Consider the following 21,246-nt stretch of genomic DNA (forward strand, 5'->3'; position numbering starts at 1 on the left):
CAAAAGATGATTGTAAATCATTGATAATATATCACTTATTATTTATATTATGAAGGACAAAAAAAGAGCTATGGGGCGTGGTTTGGGTGCTATTTTAAGTGCTGAATCCAAAGCATCTGTCAATTCTGCGACGGATGAAGGGGCAGACAAATTTGTGGGAAATATCGTGGAGGTTGCTCTTGAAGATATTTATCCTAATCCGGCCCAGCCAAGAACTTATTTTGACGAAAAAGCATTAAACGAACTCGCTAAATCTATCGGGAGTTTAGGGGTTATTCAGCCTATTACTTTAAGAAAAGATGGCGAGAGGTTCGAAATCATATCAGGGGAAAGACGTTTCAGAGCAACGAAAATTGCAGGTTTAACCTCTATTCCGGCGTATATTCGCTTAGTAAATGACCAGGAGCTGCTGGAGATGGCTCTTGTTGAAAATATTCAGAGGGAAGATCTTGATGCGATAGAAATTGCATTAACGTATCAAAGATTGATGGATGAAGTGGGATTGACTCAGGAAAATCTTAGCCAGAGAGTAGGTAAGGACAGAAGTACAATTACCAACTCGATCAGATTGTTGAGATTAAGTCCGGATATTCAGAATTCTATCCGTAGCGGAGAAATTTCCGCGGGACATGGTAGAGCGATTATCAGCCTTGAAAATGAAGAACATCAGCAGATTTTATTTGATATCATCATTAAAGAAAAACTGAATGTTCGTCAGGCTGAACAGGCAGCAACTGCCTTGAAAAATCCAAAATCACCAGCTGCAAAAAGAGCAAAAGCTGAGCTTTCAAATAATTTTAAAAGAGCACAGAAAACGATTGCAGATATTTTAGATGTAAAAGTAGAAATCAAAACAGCCGGAAACGGTAAAAAAGGTAAAATTGTTCTGGACTTCAAAAATGAAGATGAACTGGAATACATTTTATCTCATATAAAATAAATGAAGAAATTACTTTTCACTTTTTTCTTGTGTATTTTTGCGTTGGCCTACTCACAAGTCAATCCCAACGATACTATTCGGGTAGAAAACCATCCGAAAGACAGTATCTCTGCAGAAAAGCCTGCAAAATCCGAAGCGTCTATCGTTCAGGATATTGAAAAGGTGAATGCAAAAACCCTGAAAAAAGCCAAAATCACAAAGCTTAATCCTACAAGAGCAGGTTTATATTCTGCTGTATTGCCGGGATTGGGACAATATTATAATAAAAAATACTGGAAAATCCCTATCGTTTGGGGAGCGGTTGGAGTAGGAGCAGGAATTGCCATCTGGAATGATAATCAGTATAAAAAGTATCGTGGGTATTACGTTGCCAAGCTCAATGGTACACCCAATGAATTCGTGGACAGTAATCCAAACCTTGATAAAGTAGCATTGGGGAACGCACAGGACAGATCGAAAAGGCAAAGAGACTATGCCATTGCGATCACAGGATTAATCTACATTCTAAACATTGTGGATGCTGTGGTAGATGCCCATCTTTATGAAGGTCGTCACGATCCGGATCTTGCGCTAACGCCTGCCGTAATTCAGGATAATTTTGGGATTACCCCTCCAAAAACGGGGTTAAGTTTAAGTTATAGATTCTAGACAATTAATAAATAATAATTAATAATGAATTCTGTTCTCCCAATCATCGCGGACTTTGTTAAGTCAGACGCCTTTGCGAACTTAAAAACGTTTAGTCGTTAAGAAAAAATCTTTACGATCTTTGCGATAAAATAGAATAGAATTTTAAATAAATAAGCTGTTTAAAAAGCAGATAAATAAAATATGAAAATAGCATTAGTAGGATATGGGAAAATGGGCAAAATCATTGATGAGATTGCCACAAAGAGAGGTCATGAAGTGGTTGCCCGATTAAAAGAAACTCCTACTGCTGAAAATTTGAATGGTGCTGATGTTGCTATCGAATTTTCTTTGCCGGAAGTAGCTTACGAAAATGTAAAAGCTTGTCTTGAAAATAAAGTTCCTGTGATCTGCGGAACAACAGGTTGGCTTGAAAGAAAAGCTGAAATAGAACAAATCGCAGTTGATAACGGAACTGCATTTTTATACGGGTCGAATTTTAGTTTAGGTGTTAATTTATTTTTCGCTTTAAACGAGAAACTTGCTGATCTTATGAAGAATGTGAACGAATATTCTTGTCAGTTGGAAGAAATTCATCATGTACATAAAAAAGATGCTCCAAGCGGAACCGCAATTTCTATCGCAGAAGGGATTTTTAAACACAATCCAAAATTTGAAGCCTGGAAACTAGAAGAAACTCAAGGTAATCAATTAGGAATTTTTGCTATTCGTGAAGATGAAGTTCCTGGTACCCACAGTGTTTTCTACAGAAGTGAAGTAGATGAAATCGAGATTAAGCATACAGCCTACAATAGAAACGGTTTTGCTCTCGGTGCTGTAGTTGCTGCAGAATGGATCATCGGAAAGAAAGGAAATTTCGGAATGAAAGACGTTTTGGGACTTTAATTTGTAACAAAATCGCTACATTGCAAACTAATTGGTAACAATAGGAGGCAGTAAAAATTATTCATTGCTTATTACCAATTATTCATATTATAGATTAGGCACAAAAATTTATGAACTATTTTTTAACTTATACAGTCTACGTTCTCATTTTATCTGTATTAATGGGAATTTCAACTTGGAAGCTGTTCAAGAAATTAGGATATAATCCGCTTTTTGCTTTTATACCTTTTTATAATTATTTCATTGTTTTAAAAGAGACAAAACATCCGAAATGGTGGGCAATTTTATCATATTTGCCAATCGTGGGACCCATTATGATGTCTGTTTTTCATTTATATTTAATGAAAAAATTCGGGAAGACTCTTTTTAAAGATCAGCTTCTTACGGTAATTCTTCCGTTCATTTATATGGCAACAGTAAATTATGGTAAAGACGTAGAGTTAGAAGATGAAAACGCAAACGAGCTTTTCTTAACAGATGAAGAGAAGAATTCAAAAAAGAAAGATACTTTCGTTGGATCTATTACTTTCGCGGTAGTTTTTGCAACCATCATCCACGTTTTTGTAACGCAGCCTTTCGGGATTCCAACGGGGTCTATGGAAAGAACTTTGCTTGTTGGTGACTTCCTTTTCGTAAATAAATGGAGCTACGGTTACAGATTGCCAATGCGTCCTGTAGCAATTCCTTTCTTACAGGGAACAATTATGGATACTGGTGAAAAAGGAAATCCTAAAGATGATCCTAAATCTTATGTTGACGGAATCAAACTTCCTTACGAAAGAATTTTCCAGTTTAGCAAGCCCCAGAAAAATGATGTAGTTGTTTTCAATTACCCTCGTGACTCTGTGCATACAGCAATTGACAGAAAAGATCCTTATGTAAAGAGATTGGTAGCTGTTGCGGGAGATACTTTCGAAATGAGAAGCGGAAGACTTTTCGTAAACGGAAAGCCTGAAACAGTTTTGGGAGATCAGGAGGTTCAGCATGCTTATACCGTGAATACAGGAACTCAACTGGATATTCCTAGTTTATATAATACTTACGGGTTTTTACCGGTAAGAGAAATGCAGACTGATAAAGGATTTTTATATGCTTTCCAAGGATTAACAGATAAAACGGCTGCTGAAATCAAAACTTTACCGAACGTGGTAAGTATGGAAGAAAGTATTTTCCCTAAAGATTCAGCAACAGTTTCTTATAAATTAAATGCTGATAAAACTGCTTATACAAAAAGTATTGATACCACTCAATCTATTTTCCCAATCAATAAACCTTGGAATCAGGATTGGTACGGACCATTGAAAATTCCTAAAAAAGGAGATGTTGTAGCGATCAATCAGGAAACTTTGCCTGAATATCAGTGGATCATTTCTGAATACGAGCACAACAAATTAGAAAATAAAAACGGAAAGATTTTCATCAACGGAAAAGAAACCAACCAATATACTATTCAGCAGGATTATTATATGATGGTTGGGGATAACAGAGATGCTTCTTTGGATGCCAGATTCTTTGGTTTCGTTCCTGAAGAGAATATCGTTGGAAAACCAATGTTTACCTGGATGAGTATTCAGGGGGCGTTCAAAGATGCTAGTTCTTCTTATCAGGCGCCTTGGAAAATTCGTTGGGATAGGATGTTTAAAGCAACCAACACAGGAGAAGCCAATAAAACTTCATACTGGTGGATCGCAGCAATGATTTTGATTTTATTCTTCGGATGGGATTACTTCGTGAAAGTTTTCAGAAAGAAGAAATCAGAAGACGATTAAGAGCTAAAATAAATTTAAAAATAGAATGAAGTATTTGAAAAAATACTTCATTTTTGTATGATGAATATGCAGAATATATTATTACCGGTATTTTATTTACCGCCAATTTCATGGTTTTCAGAGTTTTTAAATCCTGAAAATGAAGTTGTTTTTGAGCAGTTTGAAAATTTTCCAAAGCAAACGTACAGAAACAGAGCCAATATTTATGGGGCAAATGGGAAGCTTTCATTAATTATTCCCATTCAGCATAACGGAAAAAGAGAATTCAAAGATATAGAGATCTCTTACCGTGAAGATTGGCAGAACCTTCATTGGAAATCGATCAAGACAGCTTATCAGAGTTCTCCTTATTTTGAATATTACGAAGATAAATTCAGGAAAATATTTGATCTGAAAGAAAAATTTCTGTTAGATTTTAACCTTAAAGGTTTAGAAATCATTCAGCAGATCTTAAAAACGGAAAAGGCACACTCTTTGAATGTAGAATATATCAAAAATCCTGACGAGATTAATTTTCGTGAGAAATTTTCTGCGAAATTACCGTCCGAATATGAAATGGATGAATATTATCAAACATTTACGGATAAATTAGGGTTTTTAAAAGATCTGTCGGTTCTTGATTTAATATGTAACAAAGGACCGGAGTCTTTGACTTATATTAAAAATATTAAATAATTAACTCACATGAAAAAGGTATTATTAGCTGCTGTTTTTTTGACGGGATTAAACCTTGCGTTCGCTCAGGATGCTCAAGGTAAAACTGCTGACACGAAAGAGGATAAAGACCTGATGACCTGGTATCATAAGGATTTTGCAACTTCTAAAGTATATGGTGTAAATACAGAAAATGCCTATAAATATTTAGAATCTAAAGGTCTTAAAGCAACTCCGGTTGTGGTGGGCGTTTTGGATAGTGGAGTACAGGTAGATCACCCAGGATTGGTGAAAAATATCTGGTCAAATCCTAATGAAATTCCTGGAAACGGTATAGATGATGATGGAAACGGATATATTGACGATGTTCACGGATGGAATTTCATCGGTGGAAAGAATGCCGATATTGATGTCGATAATATGGAGGTAACCCGTGTTGTTGCTAAGTACAAACCTATTTTCGAAGGTGACGATTCTACAAAAAATAAAGCCAATCAAGCTAAAATGCCTGAAGAGTTTGCCATGTACATGAAGTCTAAAGACAAGTTTACTAAAAACAGTGTCGAAGGGAGACAGGGATTGCAGACATTTACTATGATAAAAGAGCTTATTCCTAATATGGTGCGACTGCTGGGTGGAAAACCTTTAACGTCCGAAACATTGAGTACTGTAAAACCTAGTGATCAGAAAGATGCTATTGCCTTTGAGGTCTTGCAAAGACTATTGCAGGATCCCGGAATGAAGGGGAAATCAGGTGCGGATTTTGAGGCTAAGATTACAAAAGATATGAATGATGCTTTGGAAGAATACACTCCTAAAGCTCAGCAATATGACCTTAGTTTTGATCCGAGAAAAGAAATTGTAGGCGATAACTACGATGATTATTCTGAAAGAATTTACGGAAACAACCATTATGAAGGTCCTGATGCAAGACACGGAACACACGTTGCAGGTATTATCGCGGGTCTTCCGCAAGGAAAAGAAGTTCAGTATGGGGTAGCTTCTAAAGTGGCTAAGATCATGTCGGTAAGAACAGTTCCTAATGGTGATGAAAGAGATAAAGATGTTGCCAACGCGATTCGTTATGCTGTTGATAATGGTGCTAAAGTTTTAAATATGAGCTTTGGTAAACCTGTTTCTCCAGGAAAAAATGTGGTTTGGGATGCCTTTAAATATGCTGAAGACAAGGGCGTTCTTTTGGTAAAAGCAGCTGGTAACGAAAACGAAGATGTTGCAGAACATTTAGCGTATCCTACCAACTTTAAAAATATTACTGATGATAAACCATTTGTAAGCAATGTTTTGGTAGTAGGAGCTAGTACAAATAGAAACAATGAACTGAGAGCAAGTTTTTCTAATTTCAACAAGAAAATGGTCAATGTTTTTGCGCCGGGTGAAGAAATTTATTCCACTGTTCCGCATGATAAATATGAATATTTACAGGGGACTTCCATGGCTTCTCCCGTAGTGGCAGGTGCTGCAGCGGTATTATTGGCTTATATGCCGGGCCTTACGCCGGCGCAGGTAATTGAGTCTTTGGAAAAATCTAGCAACGCAAGTACAGAAAACGGTTTTGGAGATCTTTCACAGGCAGGCGGGGTTATTGATGTAAAGAGAGCAGCAGAATATGCTTTCACTAATTTCTATCAGGGAAAATCTTCAGCAGTGAAGAAGCCTGCAAAATCCGTAAAAAAGACTGTTAAAAAGTAATATATCTTCCTGTATTTAAGGTTGAAAGATAGAAAGTCCGAATTTTTCGGGCTTTTTTTATTTTTATTTTTCAATTTTGGCACACTTTTTTATAACTTTATGGTATATAAAATAATAAACAACAATTATGAAAAAGTTACTATTTGCAGGAATGTTGGGAACATCACTTTTTGCAGTGTCGTGTTCCGCCGTTAATAATGCAAAGACAGCACAAAGCCAAAGATCGGAGTTTTTAAAAATGAAGGGAGACTGGCAGATCGTAAGCATTAATTACGATAAGAAATTTAAGATCAAGCCTTTTGACGAAGGATTGGATGCTCAGTGCTTCGTAGGTAGCCATTGGAGACTGATTCCAAATAACTGGACCGGTGCTTATACGGTGAGTGGAGGTGGAAATTGTGGAGCAGGATTTACTCAACCCATTAAAATTGATTCAAAAAACGGAAATACTTTCGGATTTAAGAAAATTGCTGACGGTACAAAAGCAAAACAAAATATTGCAGGCTACGAATTGACATTAACAAATCAATCTACAGATCAATTTACATTAGAACAAAATATTCCTTTTGATGGAGAAAATGTAAGAGTTGTTTACAACTTTGAAAGAGCAGGAATGAAATAATTAATATAAAAAGACAAAAAAATGAAATTTACAAAAACATATATAGGAGCCCTTTTCTTATCATCAGCTTTATTATTAACAAGCTGTGAGGCCGTACAGAATTCTAACCACCAGCAGAGAGGTACAGCAGTAGGTGCTGCTTCAGGTGCGGTTATCGGAGGTATTTTGGGTAATAACGTGGGTAAAGGTAAAAATGCTGCGTTAGGGGCAGTTTTAGGTGGTATTATCGGTGGTGTTACAGGTAATGTGATCGGTAATAAAATGGATAAGCAGGCCAGAGAAATTAAAGAAACTTTGCCGGGTGCTGAAGTGGAAAGAGTAGGGGACGGTATTAAAATTACCCTGAATGAAAGTATCGTTAACTTTGATTTTGATTCTTCTGCGCTTACAAGTTCCGCAAAGACAAATCTGGATAAGTTAGCACAGGTGCTTGTGAATAACCCGGATACCAATATCAATATCTACGGGCACACGGACAGCAAAGGAGCGGACGACTACAATATGAAACTTTCTGAAAGAAGAGCAAATTCTGTAAAAGCTTATTTGTCTGGTAAAGGAATCGCTTCTTCAAGATTATTTGCATTGGGTGAAGGGAAAAACCAACCGGTTGCCTCCAATGATACAGAAGCCGGAAGAGCGAAAAACCGAAGAGTGGAGTTCGCCATTACCGCAAATGAAAAAATGATTAACGATGCTCAACAAGGGCAGTAGTTAATTTAATATATAAATATTTTCGTAAATAACCGCTTCGGCGGTTTTTTTTGTATTTTTATGGAATAATTTTGAATTGACTACTTTTGTAACTGATATCACATAAATGAAGAAATATCTAAAACTGCTTCGCGTAGAACAATGGGTGAAAAACCTCTTTGTATTTGTCCCTCTATTTTTTTCAGGCAGTATTCAAAACTCAGATTTACTAAGTAAGAGTATTTTTGCTTTTATTATTTTCTCTTTGGCAGCAAGTGTTGTTTATATTTTAAATGATTATAATGACATTGAAGCCGACAGAAAGCATCCCGAAAAGAGAAGAAGACCTTTGGCTAGTGGAGCTATATCAAAATCTACAGCTATAGGCATTCTTATGGGAATTATCATTATAGATGTTGCTTTAATATTCTTAGCTCAAAACTGTTTTCAGGAAAATCTTTGGAAGTTTGCCGCCATTATTGCGACCTATTTCGTGATGAATCTAGCGTACACGTTTAGATTAAAACATGTTCCAATCATTGATATCTGCATCATTGCAATTGGTTTTGTACTGAGAGTTTTGGCAGGAGGCTATATTACGGGAATCAATATTTCACAATGGGCTATTTTGCTGACCTTTGTTTTAGCATTGGTTTTAGCCATCGGGAAAAGAAGGGGAGAACTGATCAATGCGCAGGTTTCAGGTAAAACAAGAAAGGCACTGGATGGCTATAATGTACAGTTCGCGGATATCGCTCTTTCAATATCGGTGACATTGGCGATTATTTGTTATCTGATGTTTACTTTGTCTCCTGAAGTACAGGCAAGATTTCATGAAAGGGTGTTCTACACTGTAATTTTTGTAGTATTTGCCTTTCTGAGGTATTTACAGCAAACTTTAGTGTACAACCGTACCGAATCGCCTACGAAAATTGTGTACAGAGACCGTTATATCCAGATTACCCTGATATTATGGGTCGCTGCATTTTTAATCCAAATCTATTTTAAAAAATAATGAAGCCGAATTTTGTACAGAAAGTCACCAACTGGGGCAATTTTCCAATTGTGGAAAAAGAAATGAAGTCTGAAGACAGCTTCAAAAATATACGAGATTTTGTTTTAAACCATAATGAAGTAATTGCTCGCGGAAATGGAAGATGTTACGGAGATTCTTCATTGGGTGAACATATATTCTCAACCAAAAGATTAAATAAATTTATAAGTTTTGATCGCCTGAACGGAATTATTGAATGCGAATCCGGGGTTTTGCTTTCCGATGTTCTGGAAATATCTGTTCCTCAGGGATATTTTTTATATGTTACTCCGGGGACGAAATTTGTCTCTGTCGGAGGTGCTATTGCTTCTGATGTTCATGGTAAAAACCATCATGCAGAAGGCTGTTTTTCAGAATATGTGATCGATTTTAAACTGATGATCGAAAACGGGGATATCATCACATGCTCAAGAGAAGAAAATTCAGATAAATTCTGGGCTACCATTGGTGGAATGGGGCTTACGGGAATTATTCTTTCAGCAAAGTTTAAATTGAAAAACATTGAGTCTGCTTATATTCGTCAGGAAAGTATTAAAGCTGAAAACCTTGACGAGATCTTCAGATTATTTGAAGAAAGTGAAAGCTGGACATACACCGTTGCATGGATCGACTGTCTTCAGAAAGGGGGGAATATCGGAAGAAGTATTTTGATGAGAGGTGAACATGCCTTTCAGCATGAGCTTCCAGAGAATCTTAAGAAGAATCCTTTACGATTGAAGAAAAAGTTTGAACCTACCGTTCCTTTTTACTTTCCGGGATTTGTTTTAAACGCGTTAACCGTTAAGATTTTTAATTTTCTATATTATAAAAAACAGTCTAAAAAGGAGGTGAAAAGCTTTACCGATTTTGAAACCTTTTTTTATCCTCTGGATTTCGTGAACGACTGGAATAAGATCTACGGAAAATCGGGATTTATCCAATATCAGATGATGATCCCGAAAGAAACGGGAAAAGAAGGAATGAAAAAGATCTTGGAAACAATTGCCAATAGTGGTAACGGCTCTTTTCTGGCTGTATTAAAGCTTTACGGAAAAGAAAATCCACAGGCATACAATTCTTTTCCTTTTGAAGGATATTCTCTGGCGCTCGATTTTAAAGTAAATTCAAAACTGAAGAAATTAATAGATAAATTAGACGACATTGTTCAGGAATATAACGGGAAGATCTATCTTACAAAAGACAGCATGAGCAGATCGTCTCTTACCAATTATCTTAAAAATGTTCAAAGCTCAAAATTTGTGTCTTTGCAGCACAAAAGAATTATAAATAACAGCTAATGATAGTTCTAGGAAGTACGTCGGAGGTGGCGCAGGCTTTTGTTGAAAAAGCTCTACAGGAAGGCGAAAAGTTTGAAAAAATTTATCTATTTACCTCAAATAAAGAAACCACAGAGAGGTTTGCAAGGCATATTGATGTGAAATTTCTGCAACAATCTGAAGTGATAGAGTTAGATCTCATGAAACCTATTGATTATAATCAGCTGGACTATGTCAACTCAAATCTTATTTTCTGTGCTACAGGTTATTTGGGTGAAGGAACAGAAGAAGGCCTTTATGATAATAAAAATACGGAAAGAATTATTGATATCAATTACGGAAAACTGGTTCCGCTGATGAATTATTTCGCTCAGAAGTTTGAAAGTAAAAGATCGGGAACCATCATCGGTTTGTCATCAGTAGCAGGTGAGAGAGGAAGGCAGAGTAATTTTATTTACGGAAGTGCCAAAGCCGCTTTTACCGCTTATTTAAGTGGTTTAAGAAATTATCTTTTCGATAAAAAAGTGCATGTTCTCACCATAAAACCGGGATTCATGGCAACTAAAATGACAGAAGGGCTGCCTTTAAATCCGAAATTGACCGCTACGCCTAAACAGGCTGCTGACTGCATTTTTAAGGCTTATAAAAAACAAAAAAATGTAGCTTACGTTTTACCGATCTGGGCTATTATTATGATGATTATCAGAAATATCCCTGAATTTATATTTAAAAAATTAAAGCTTTAAAATAATTTCATTAATTTAATACAAAATTTACTAACGCTTCTGTTTTATTGTTTTTTATTGAATACTATCTTTGAAATCTTTGCGTTAGAATAATTTGATTATGAAATTTAAACCAGACAAAAAACTCCAATGAAAAAATTGTATTGCTTCGACTTCGACGGAACGCTTACATATAAAGATACCATGTTTATGTATCTTAAGTTCTATGATTCTGCTAAGTTTCGTGTACAATTTTTGAGACACGTTCCGCTTTTTATTTTATTAAAATTAAAATTAGCTGAGACTGAAAAGGTAAAGAAAAGCTTTATCGGTTCAATTCTTAAAGGTCAGTCTCAGGAAAAAATCGAGAAAAAAGCAAAACAGTTTTTTGAAGAACACTATCCTAAAATCGTAAGAGAGAACGCATTAGATTTTATAAATAATATGGATAGAAACAATACACAAAGCTTACTGGTAACCGCTTCGCTGGATATTTGGACCCAGCCTTTCGCAGAAGCTTTCCAGATGCAGCTGGTTTCTACCCGTGCAGAGTTTAAAAACGGTTTTTTTACGGGTAATTTCATTGGAAGAAACTGTAATGGAAAGGAGAAACTGGTAAGGATAAAAGCAGAGATTAACGACCATAAATACGATAAAATCATAGCATTCGGAGATACCTCGGGCGACAAGCAGATGCTGAAATGGGCAAATGAAGGTCATTACCAATTTTTTCACTAATTTTGGGTGATAAAAATGTAAAAATGAAAAGACTAATTATTTTGTCTTTTGCAACTTTTTTGAGTTGTGCAAGTACAGGCAATACATCCCAAAAGTCATCAGACATGCAGACAAAAACAGAGATCATTGCTTCCGAATCACAAGGTGGTGCGGATCAGGCTGGTTTTAAAATTATCAAAAATGAATCAGAACTGCAGAAAGCCATGCAGGGAAATTCTGTTCGGCTGATCGTTGAAGGTAGTAATACGGAACCTGCAAAAACCACTAAATTTCCTAAAGATAAAAAAGTAGTTTTATATAATCTGGGAATGTTCAGATCGGGGGATCATAGGATTGCCACGATCAAAAGTGTGTCTGTAAAAGATAATGTGCTGTATGTTGAGGTTCCTTATGTAGAACAGGGCGAGATGCAGATACAGGTGATTTCTAATCCTTATATCATCTTTACTGTTCCTTCAACGTACAATTTCACCTCTGTAGAATTAAAATCTTCAAAATAAAAATGAACAAGATATATTTAGATAACGCTGCAACTACACCACTTTCAGAAGAAGTTATCGATGCCATGGTAGGTACCATGAAGATGAACTTCGGAAATCCTTCTTCCACCCACAGTTTTGGACAGGAAGCCAAGATTTTGATTGAGAATGTGAGAAGGCAGGTTGCTGATTATCTTCATGTAACTCCCGCGGAAATTATTTTTACGTCTTGCGGAACAGAGTCGAACAACATGATTATAAAATCAAGCGTTGAGCACCTTGGAGTAGAAAGAATTATCAGTTCGCCTTTGGAGCACAAATGTGTTTCTGAAAGTATTCTTGATATGAAGGCGAGAAAAGGAGTAGAGGTAAACTATATCCGCCCGAACGAAAAAGGGGATATTGATCTTAATAAATTAGAAGAACTTTTAAAAGCTTCAGATAAAAAAACATTGGTAAGCCTAATGCACGCCAATAACGAGATTGGAAATATTGTTGACATTAAGAAGATGGCAGAATTGTGCAAGGCACATAATGCACTTTTCCATTCGGATACGGTACAGACTATGGCTCACATGAATTTAGATCTGTCTGATATTCAGGTTGATTTTGCTTCTTGCAGTGCACATAAATTCCATGGTCCAAAAGGAGTTGGTTTTGCCTTTATCAGAAAATCCAGCGGTTTGAAAGGAATTATTACCGGAGGACCTCAGGAAAGAAGCTTAAGAGCAGGAACTGAGAACGTAGCAGGAATTGTAGGATTGGGTAAAGCACTGGAACTTTCATTAAATAATATGGAAGCTTACACCAACCACATGCAGGAAATTAAAAACTATACTGCAGAAAGGCTTTTAGCGGAAATTCCGGGCATTAAATTCAACGGAAGAAGTGCTGAGCAGGAAAATAGTCTTTACACGGTTTTAAGCGCTTTATTGCCGTATAAAAACCCGTTAATCGGGCTTCAATTGGATATGAAAGGTATTGCCATTTCACAGGGAAGTGCATGCTCTTCGGGGGCATCTAAGCCTTCAATGGTAATGATGATGGTTTTATCTGAAGACGAAATGGATCTTTGTACACCGCTTCGTATTTCGTTCAGCCACATGACAACTAAAGAGGATATTGATGTTTTTGTAAATGCTTTGAAGGAGATCTCTAAAGATTTCGTTATAGAAAATACAAATGTTGAGCATAGATAGTCTTATTACTCAAAAACAGTAATTTTGAATATCCAATTAAGGATAAAAAAGAGAATATAATATTAATTTAAATAAAAGAAACAAAATGGCTTTAGAAATTACAGATAGCTCATTTCAGGAGGTTTTAAAATCAGACAAACCGGTATTAGTAGACTTTTGGGCAGTATGGTGTGGACCTTGCAGAACTTTGGGACCAATCATTGAAGAGATAGCAAACGATTTCGAAGGAAAAGCAGTAGTAGGAAAAGTAGATGTAGACAACAATCAGGAAATTTCTATGCAATATGGTATCAGAAATATCCCTACAGTTCTAATTTTTAAGGGCGGTGAGGTTGTTGATAAAATCGTTGGAGTAGCTCCAAAAGACGTGATCGCTGAAAAATTAAGCGCGCACTTGTAAAATAATAAATTTGATAATGAATGCTTTCCGTTTTTGGAAGGCATTTTTTTTGAAATAAATTTGCAGGTAAGGAAAAAAGTTGTACTTTTGCAATCACAAAAAAGAAACGAAGTTCTTACAACAAAACGAAAATGATCCGGTAGTTCAGCTGGTTAGAATGCCGCCCTGTCACGGCGGAGGTCGCGGGTTCGAGTCCCGTCCGGATCGCAAAAGTTTATAATTTACTTTTAAAATAAAATTAGATCCGGTAGTTCAGCTGGTTAGAATGCCGCCCTGTCACGGCGGAGGTCGCGGGTTCGAGTCCCGTCCGGATCGCAAAAGTTTTTCTTCAATTTACTTTTAAAACAAAATTGATCCGGTAGTTCAGCTGGTTAGAATGCCGCCCTGTCACGGCGGAGGTCGCGGGTTCGAGTCCCGTCCGGATCGCAACTACAATATCAAAGTAGTACAAAAAGCTTTAAAACATATGTTTTAAAGCTTTTTTCATTTTATGTCTATTCGATAAGAATCAAAAATACACAATCTGAATGTGACGAATCAAGTACAAAAGTTGGCGACTAGGCAAAAAAGTTTAGATCATGTAAGATGAAATTTTTTGCTCTCGCAGATTTTGCGAATGATGCAGATTCTTTTCCTTACACTTTACATAGTGAACACAAAGCCTCACCAAGTTTTTTGACAACTCCCGTTTTAAGTATCACCAAGCCATTCTACTTATAAAAGATCACGAAGATTAAGCAAAAATAGATCAGCAGCATCATCTGTGAAAATCCTTGTATCTGTGGGAAACAAAATTAGTGCATTCGTGGCGATATTAAGACCCCTCCATTTTATCTTTGATAAAATCCTTGCGTCTTAAAAACATAGAGTATTAAAAAATATCTTTGCGGCTTTGCGAAAAACCAACAAATAGAGCAGCATCTGTTAAAATCTGCACGATCTGTGGGGAATAAAAATATTCGAGTATCTGTGGAGATAATATGCAGCCCTCAATTTTATCTTTGATAAAATCCTTGCGACTTAAAAACATAAAGCATTAAAAAATATCTTTGCGGCTTTGCGAAAAACCAACAAATAGAGCAGCATCTTTGAAAATCTGCACGATCTGTGGGGAATAAAAATATTCGAGTATCCGTGGCGATAATATACTGCCCTCAATTTTATCTTTGATAAAATCCTTGCGCCTTAAAAACATCAAGTATTAAAAAAAATCTTTGCGTCTCTGCGAAAAACCAACAAATAGAGCAGCATCTGAAAATCTGCGATCTGTGGGGAATAAAAATATTCGTGCATTCGTGACAAAAAATACATCTAAACAATTTCTCCCCAAGTTTTGAAACTGATCCACAATCTGAAAGTGACCTATTCAGTGACCTCTTGAAAAGGTGTTAAAAGGTCACTGAAAAAGTAAGACCAAGCCTATCCATGGGCTTATTCAGAAATTGAACATCTTGTGGGGAGTTTTTAATGTATTTAATTTGAAATTTTTAAAAATGGGACTCTATGAATAGTACATTCAATTTGCTTTATTATCTCAAAAAAGCTAAAATCAATACTAGGGGAGAAGCACCCATCTATATGAGAATTACCATTGATGGTAAAATTTCTGAGATCAGTACAAAACGCGTTATAATACCATCGAAATGGAACAGTAAAGCCCAAAACGTAAAAGGAATTTCAGAAGAATGCAGATCAATTAATTTTTATCTTAAAACATTTGAGCAGAAAGTTTATGATACCTATCATCTTCTCATAAGGGAAAATGAAAAGATAAGCTGTGAATTGCTTAAAAATAGATTATTGGGCAAAGACCAAAACAGACGTGTAATCTTCCCGAAAAACTGGAACATTTAAAAATATAGTTTTTAAATTTGGAAGACTATGAAAAACAGTAAATTTTCAGAAGTTCAGATTATTAAGATCCTATCTGAACAAAATCAAGGTAAAACAGTGAATGAGATCTGCCGGGAGCATGGCATCAGCCAGCCGACATTTTACAAATGGAAGAGTAAATATGGAGGTTTGGATGTGCAGCAACTCTCCAAAATGAAGGAACTTGAAAAGGAACTTTCGCAGTACAAAAAAATCGTAGCGGAACTTACGCTGGAAAATGTGGTGATGAAAGATGTGATCGCAAAAAAGCTTTAACACCTTCCGAGAAGCGGGAACTGGTTGTTTATTCCGGATCAGAACACGGGATAAGCACTCGGAATGCGTGTAGACTTTTTATCATAAACAGTTCGGTATTTTATTACAAGAAGAAGAAAAACAATGAAGACGACAAAATTCGGGAGGAACTATTCTTGCTTGCAAACCAGCACCAGACCTGGGGATTTTGGACGATGCATCACCGTTTGAGAAACTTGGGTTTTGGGTGGAATCACAAGCGGGTTTACAGGATTTACAAATCGATGAAGCTGAACTTGAGAAGCAAACGAAAAAGACGACTTCCGGCAAGGATAAAGGAACCCTTACTTCGTCCGATGTATCCCAATGTGACGTGGAGTATGGATTTTATGCACGACACTTTGGAGAATGGTAAAAGCGTGAGAAGCCTTAATATCATTGATGATTTTAACAGAGAAACTTTGAATATTACCATCGATACCAGTTTGCCGTCAGCAAGAGTAGTTTCACAACTGGAACAACTGATCGACTGGCGTGGGAAACCTGAAAAGAAAAGAGTTGACAACGGTCCGGAGTTTATTGCAGAAAAATTGAAAGACTGGTGCGAAAAAAACGGAATTATCATCCATTACATTCAGCCCGGAAAGCCAACGCAAAACTCTCTGATAGAAAGATTCAACCGAACTTTCCGTACAGAATTCTTAGATGTTTATCTATTTGAAAACTTAAAAACAAATGAGAAATTATTCAGAAACCTGGATGTGGATGTACAACAATGAGCGGCCTCACAGTGCGCTACAATACCTCACGCCCAGAGACTTTTTATTGAAATATGGAAAAATCAAAAACAATAACTCTAAGGATTTTCCCACATTCCAACAAAATTTTAACAATGACAACAGTAAATTAATAAAGAAAAACTCTACTTTTGAGTGTGCCTAAGTTGGGTAAGATTACAAATACTATAAAATATGACTGAAAAATTAATTCCGCAGGAACTATTAGATTATATAAAAGAAAATACTCTTATCGGAATAAAAGGAGGGAAAAGCGATCGTGCTTTTCTTGATATATGGATGGTTTCTGTGAATCAAAGAGTTTTTGCAAGAAGTTGGGGGATGAGTGAAAGAAGCTGGTTTACAACATTTCGAGAACTAGGAGTAGGGCAAATAAAGTTTGGTGACCAGATTATTGATGTTGAAGGAAAGATCATAGTTGATTCAGAAACTAATGCATTAATTAATAAAGCATATAAAACAAAGTATACACAGAAAGAAAATGAATACTATGTGGAGGCTATAACGGAACCAAAATATAATGATTATACCATGGAATTTATCATGAGAGATTCATCAAACTCTTAATTAGTATTGAAATCATTTCAAAGAAGTCATTTAAAGACACTCTCCCATAAAGTGTGTAAGTTAAAAAGTCAGGCTTGGATTTTATAATGTGAGCCTATCTTCAAAAATAAGCATAAATTGATTAAGAACAATCCCCCAATTCTGAATGGGCATAGTCCATTTTTTAGTTGCTTCTTTTAAAGCCAGATAGACTGATTTCATTACAGCATCATCTGTTGGAAACGACATTTTATTTTTGGTGTATTTACGGATTTTCCCATTGAGATTTTCAATTAAATTAGTGGTATAAATAGTCATTCCTTAAAAACCAAGTAATATTTTGATTATCAGTTTTTATGCACTTATATTTCGTAAAAAATCGTTGTAAAAAATTGCAATAAATTGTATTTTTAGGATATAAAAAGTGGCAAAATGTTAGGCAAAATAAGAGAGGATTTACAGCAGAATTTATTCAAGACCAGGCTTACGGAGCTTATTAATATGGAGCATCCGGTGGTAAAATTAGCTGGGGAGATTTCCTGGGATAAAATGGAGTCAGAGTTTGAGAAATTATTTTCAGAAAACGGAAGACCTTCTATTGCTATCCGTAAAATAGCAGGAATGCTTTTGCTCAAGGAAATGTTTAAAGAAAGTGATGAAAGTGTAATAGAGAGATGGATTGAGAATGCGTATTGGCAATATTTTACCGGAGAAACCTTTTTCCAGACAGAGCAGCCTTTCGATCCGAGCAATTTTGTACACTTCAGAAAAAGAATTGGAGATAAGGGTTTGGAATTTCTTTTGGGACAAAGCGTTTCTCTCCATCCCAAAGCCAAAACAGAAGATGAAGTTCAGGTAGATACGACGGTTCAGGAGAAGAACATTACCTTTCCTACCGATGCCAAATTAGCAAAAAAAGTAATCGACAATTGTAGAAAAATAGCAGAAAAAGAGAGCGTTGTACAAAGACAAAGCTACAGAAGAGTGAGCAAACAATTATTGCGGGACGCTTTTTTTGGACATCATCCCAGAAGACAGAAGAAGGCAAAAATGGCGAGGAAAAAGCTCAGGACGATTGGTAAAAGAGTTCTTCGGGAATTGGAAAGAAAACTTCCTAAAGATGTTTTGAAAGGCTACGAAGACGTTTTTAAAATTTACCTTAAAGCACTCACCCAAGAACGTACCACGAAAGATAAAATTTACAGTCTTCACGAGCCACAAGTTGCGTGTATTGCGAAAGGAAAATCGGGAAAAGCATACGAGTTTGGGACAAAAGTAGCAGTAGTAAGAGGTCGGAAAACAGGGATCATCAGCTCGGTAAAGAGATTTTCTGGCAATCCTCACGATAGTAAAACTCTTGAAGAATCATTGGCACAGAGTGAGAGGGTAAGAAAATCCGTTGGCGGAACAAGACCTACGAAAGCCACTACAGACAGAGGATTTAAAGGAATCAAAGAAGTGGAAGGAACAGCAATTTTGCTTCCCGCAAAAAAAGAAAAAACAAAATATGGGCAACAAGTAGCCAGATTAAGATTCCGGGCAAGAGCAGCCATAGAACCTTGTATCTCTCATTTAAAAAGAAACCACTCCTTAGGATTAAACTTCCTGAAAGGAGTGGCTGGAGATATTAATAATGCATTATTAGCAGGGATTGGATACAATTTGAAGATGAGATTGAATCAAATCAAACAACAAATTCTTCTTTGGCTCGAACTTGTTCTCCGAATCTTTTTAGGCAAATATAATTTTCAAAGTCAAAAAACAGCTTTTTAAGGAGCGACTAAATAATTTTACGGATCTCCAGAGGAAATTCAAAAAAAACAGTAAGCTCATCCCAATTGTTGCGCCAGGATGCTATAGCATAAGAATATTTACTTTCCCATTTTGCTGCAAAATCATTTAAGGCAGCTTCAGCGGCCTGTTTTGTTGGCGCTGTATAAATATGCTTCATATCGGCAGAAAATTCTTTTCTATCCTTCCAAACAACATATTTACATGCATTTCTGATTTGATGAACGACACAAATCTGGGTTTGAGATTCAGGAAAGACAGAACGGATCGTTTGGGTAAACCCATTTAAATTATCGGTTGCTGTAATGAGGATATCTTCCACGCCACGTGCTTTTAAATCCGTGAGAACGCCCATCCAAAAGGCAGAGCTTTCATTTTTTCCAAGCCACATTCCCAAAACTTCCTTTTTACCATCGCGGTTTAATCCTACAGCCAGATAAATGGTTTTATTAATGACTTTGGAGTTTTCTCTTACTTTGAAAACAATCCCATCCATCCAAACAATGAGATATAGATCTTCAAGGGGACGGTTCTGCCAGGTAATCATTTCGCTGGCTTACGGCATTGGTAATCCTCGATATGGTAGAGGTAGAAACCTCAAAATCATACATTTCCCTAATCTGCTCTTCGATATCGCTCACACTCATTCCCTTGGCGTAGAATGAAATAATAATATTCTCCAGACCTTCGATAATGTTGTGTCTTTTTGGGACTAGTACAGGCTCAAAACTACCTTCTCTATCTCTGGGAACTTTGATTTCAGATTCGCCAAAAGAAGATTTTATCTTTTTGGTCCCATGTCCGTTTCGGTAATTTCCTGTAGTTGTTTTACCGTGCTTTTCGTTGTCCAGATGGCTATCCAGCTCTGCATCCAGCATATGCTCCACGGCTTTTTTGTGTAGTTCCCTGAAGAAAGAGGTCAAATCTTCTCCACTCTTGAAGGATTTATAGAAATCCTTGTTGTTTAATAATTCTTCTTTGTCCATTATAAAACTATGTAGGTTTAAAATTAATAAAAAGTTATTTCCGTAAAATTTCTGAGCTCTAAGGGCTCAAATTTTCCAGAATAACTTTTTAACTTACACAGTTAGTGAGACACTACCTATTTTATTCCTTTGATTATCCCTTTACTAGTTATTTTTGTTGTGTTTATAGGTGCTTTATTTACTATTATTTCTAAAAAAGGAAAAATAAATGTGAATGTTTTTCTACTATTTTTAACATCTTTACTCCTAATAGCGTTTACAATTTCTTTAGGATTAGGAATTAATAGTACACTTAAGGATAATTTTTACTTATTATCCTTTGGATTATCTTCAAAATGGAATTTTGCTTTTCAATTATATAAAGTATCATTACTCCTTTCTATCATTACTTTTGTTATTTCATTAATCAAAGTGTTCAAAAGCAGTATTCCTTTATATATTATGATATTTTTGGCGATTGGAATTATGCATTTTTATTACCTTGATTGGTTTGGGCTATAGCTATATATAATTAATTTGAGCTATTTCAGAGTGCCAAAAATTCTTTAAATTAATTAGGCACATTCGTAAAATATTCAATTTATTGTATATCAGTAAATTAATTTGTATTTTTAAACAAAGTAAACCCCGAAATTTAGCATTTTAGCTGAAAATCGGGGTTTTTAATTTTCAAGTTATTGTAATACCGTGTAACCTGTAATTTCATAATTATATCCAGGAGTTGATGTTCTCCCCCATAAGAATTTATAACACATCGCTCCAGGCTTTTTATACGGCCATAATTTGAAACAGCATAATTTTCAAAACCTTCTACCAGCTTCCATTCTTCATTCGAAAGATCGTTCAGAGAAAGATTAGAAAGAACTGTGTTTACATATTCATCTCCTAATTCGGTAGATAGTTTCATTATTGGAAATTTTTATTGTAAATTATTTTGAGATCATCCAAAAACTAATTTAAAACAAAATTTTTTTAGTACATGACAAAAAAACATAATCTGATAAAAATCTGCAAATTAACTCGTTTTAAATTTATGTAAATAGATGATTTTAGTGAATTAGATGATGTTTCCTAGGCAATCAACTAACCACACCAATATCAGTCAAGACTATAAAAATAGAGATTTAACTTCAGTTTTAGAAGAAAATTTTGAATAAAAAATCAATAAAGCCAGATTACATCTTATTTCGATAATGATTTTGGCTTTCTGCAAAATGAAAACATTCAATT

Annotated in this window: 19 protein-coding genes, 3 tRNA genes and 3 pseudogenes; 22 read left to right on the forward strand and 3 right to left on the reverse strand. The window is 35.8% G+C overall.

The genetic code is table 11. The features are described from left to right. The first annotated feature begins 49 nt into the window (after positions 1 to 49). The 21 genes and pseudogenes from VUJ46_RS20850 to VUJ46_RS20950 all read left to right on the forward strand — a co-directional run bounded on the left by VUJ46_RS20850 (position 50) and on the right by VUJ46_RS20950 (position 17,260). A complete protein-coding gene (locus tag VUJ46_RS20850) occupies positions 50 to 940 on the forward strand; it encodes a ParB/RepB/Spo0J family partition protein (protein WP_326982590.1) in 891 nt (296 codons plus the stop codon). After that, entirely contained in the window at positions 941 to 1,588 is a 648-nt protein-coding gene (locus tag VUJ46_RS20855; RefSeq protein ID WP_326982591.1) for a DUF5683 domain-containing protein, read from the forward strand. A 183-nt stretch (positions 1,589 to 1,771) separates the two neighbouring features. Further along, positions 1,772 to 2,473: a 4-hydroxy-tetrahydrodipicolinate reductase gene (dapB, locus tag VUJ46_RS20860; protein ID WP_326982592.1), complete on the forward strand. Its 702-nt coding sequence runs from the start codon at positions 1,772 to 1,774 to the stop codon at positions 2,471 to 2,473. Positions 2,474 to 2,583: 110 nt separating this feature from the next. Next, positions 2,584 to 4,242 carry a signal peptidase I gene (gene lepB, locus VUJ46_RS20865; protein ID WP_326982593.1) on the forward strand — a complete coding sequence of 553 codons (1,659 nt, stop codon included), beginning with the start codon at positions 2,584 to 2,586 and terminating at the stop codon, positions 4,240 to 4,242. A gap of 60 nt (positions 4,243 to 4,302) precedes the next feature. Continuing rightward, entirely contained in the window at positions 4,303 to 4,917 is a 615-nt protein-coding gene (locus VUJ46_RS20870) for a WbqC family protein (RefSeq protein WP_326985115.1), read from the forward strand. A 9-nt stretch (positions 4,918 to 4,926) separates the two neighbouring features. Then, a complete protein-coding gene (locus VUJ46_RS20875) occupies positions 4,927 to 6,606 on the forward strand; it encodes a S8 family serine peptidase (protein ID WP_326982594.1) in 1,680 nt (559 codons plus the stop codon). A 127-nt stretch (positions 6,607 to 6,733) separates the two neighbouring features. After that, a complete protein-coding gene (locus tag VUJ46_RS20880) occupies positions 6,734 to 7,228 on the forward strand; it encodes a hypothetical protein (protein WP_326982595.1) in 495 nt (164 codons plus the stop codon). 21 nt (positions 7,229 to 7,249) lie between these two features. Next, positions 7,250 to 7,939, forward strand: coding sequence for an OmpA family protein (locus tag VUJ46_RS20885; RefSeq protein WP_326982596.1), 690 nt, complete (start codon positions 7,250 to 7,252; stop codon positions 7,937 to 7,939). Positions 7,940 to 8,045: 106 nt separating this feature from the next. Beyond that, entirely contained in the window at positions 8,046 to 8,933 is an 888-nt protein-coding gene (locus VUJ46_RS20890) for a decaprenyl-phosphate phosphoribosyltransferase (RefSeq protein ID WP_326982597.1), read from the forward strand. Then, complete coding sequence (locus tag VUJ46_RS20895) at positions 8,933 to 10,249, forward strand: FAD-binding oxidoreductase (RefSeq protein WP_326982598.1); 1,317 nt, start codon at positions 8,933 to 8,935, stop codon at positions 10,247 to 10,249. The genes VUJ46_RS20890 and VUJ46_RS20895 overlap by 1 nt, the downstream gene beginning before the upstream one ends. Continuing rightward, the gene (locus tag VUJ46_RS20900; protein ID WP_326982599.1) at positions 10,249 to 10,974 is read left to right on the forward strand and encodes an SDR family NAD(P)-dependent oxidoreductase; all 726 of its coding nucleotides are present in this window, start codon (positions 10,249 to 10,251) and stop codon (positions 10,972 to 10,974) included. The genes VUJ46_RS20895 and VUJ46_RS20900 overlap by 1 nt, the downstream gene beginning before the upstream one ends. A gap of 129 nt (positions 10,975 to 11,103) precedes the next feature. After that, positions 11,104 to 11,691, forward strand: coding sequence for an HAD family hydrolase (locus VUJ46_RS20905; protein WP_326982600.1), 588 nt, complete (start codon positions 11,104 to 11,106; stop codon positions 11,689 to 11,691). Between the two features lie 23 nt (positions 11,692 to 11,714). Further along, on the forward strand, positions 11,715 to 12,191 hold the full coding sequence (locus VUJ46_RS20910; RefSeq protein WP_326982601.1) for a protease complex subunit PrcB family protein: 477 nt from the start codon (positions 11,715 to 11,717) through the stop codon (positions 12,189 to 12,191). 2 nt (positions 12,192 to 12,193) lie between these two features. Beyond that, complete coding sequence (locus VUJ46_RS20915; RefSeq protein ID WP_326982602.1) at positions 12,194 to 13,369, forward strand: cysteine desulfurase family protein; 1,176 nt, start codon at positions 12,194 to 12,196, stop codon at positions 13,367 to 13,369. A gap of 85 nt (positions 13,370 to 13,454) precedes the next feature. Continuing rightward, entirely contained in the window at positions 13,455 to 13,769 is a 315-nt protein-coding gene (gene trxA, locus VUJ46_RS20920) for a thioredoxin (protein WP_326982603.1), read from the forward strand. Positions 13,770 to 13,902: 133 nt separating this feature from the next. Continuing rightward, positions 13,903 to 13,976 (forward strand) — tRNA-Asp (locus VUJ46_RS20925). Between the two features lie 34 nt (positions 13,977 to 14,010). Next, a tRNA-Asp gene (locus VUJ46_RS20930) sits at positions 14,011 to 14,084 on the forward strand. A 37-nt stretch (positions 14,085 to 14,121) separates the two neighbouring features. Next, positions 14,122 to 14,195: transfer RNA gene (locus VUJ46_RS20935), tRNA-Asp, on the forward strand. 1,077 nt (positions 14,196 to 15,272) lie between these two features. Next, the gene (locus tag VUJ46_RS20940) at positions 15,273 to 15,623 is read left to right on the forward strand and encodes an Arm DNA-binding domain-containing protein (protein ID WP_326982604.1); all 351 of its coding nucleotides are present in this window, start codon (positions 15,273 to 15,275) and stop codon (positions 15,621 to 15,623) included. Positions 15,624 to 15,650: 27 nt separating this feature from the next. Then, positions 15,651 to 16,838, forward strand: a pseudogene (locus tag VUJ46_RS20945) (IS3 family transposase). 29 nt (positions 16,839 to 16,867) lie between these two features. Next, positions 16,868 to 17,260, forward strand: coding sequence for a DUF2255 family protein (locus tag VUJ46_RS20950; RefSeq protein WP_326982605.1), 393 nt, complete (start codon positions 16,868 to 16,870; stop codon positions 17,258 to 17,260). Between the two features lie 81 nt (positions 17,261 to 17,341). Here VUJ46_RS20950 and VUJ46_RS20955 read toward each other — a convergent pair. Beyond that, a pseudogene (locus VUJ46_RS20955) lies at positions 17,342 to 17,551 on the reverse strand (transposase); the annotation flags it as partial. A 120-nt stretch (positions 17,552 to 17,671) separates the two neighbouring features. Here VUJ46_RS20955 and VUJ46_RS20960 point away from each other — a divergent pair. Then, on the forward strand, positions 17,672 to 19,012 hold the full coding sequence (locus tag VUJ46_RS20960; protein ID WP_326981209.1) for an IS5 family transposase: 1,341 nt from the start codon (positions 17,672 to 17,674) through the stop codon (positions 19,010 to 19,012). A gap of 10 nt (positions 19,013 to 19,022) precedes the next feature. On the opposite strand, the pseudogene VUJ46_RS20965 reads toward VUJ46_RS20960, so the two are convergent. Together VUJ46_RS20965 and VUJ46_RS20970 are read right to left on the reverse strand one after the other, a co-directional pair. Then, positions 19,023 to 20,016: pseudogene (locus tag VUJ46_RS20965) on the reverse strand (IS256 family transposase); the annotation flags it as partial. Positions 20,017 to 20,650: 634 nt separating this feature from the next. Then, positions 20,651 to 20,923, reverse strand: a complete 273-nt coding sequence (locus VUJ46_RS20970; protein ID WP_326982606.1) for an NUMOD4 domain-containing protein — start codon at positions 20,921 to 20,923, stop codon at positions 20,651 to 20,653. Positions 20,924 to 21,246 lie beyond the last annotated feature (323 nt).

The sequence above is a fragment of the Chryseobacterium sp. MYb264 genome, assembly GCF_035974275.1.
GTDB lineage: Bacteria > Bacteroidota > Bacteroidia > Flavobacteriales > Weeksellaceae > Chryseobacterium.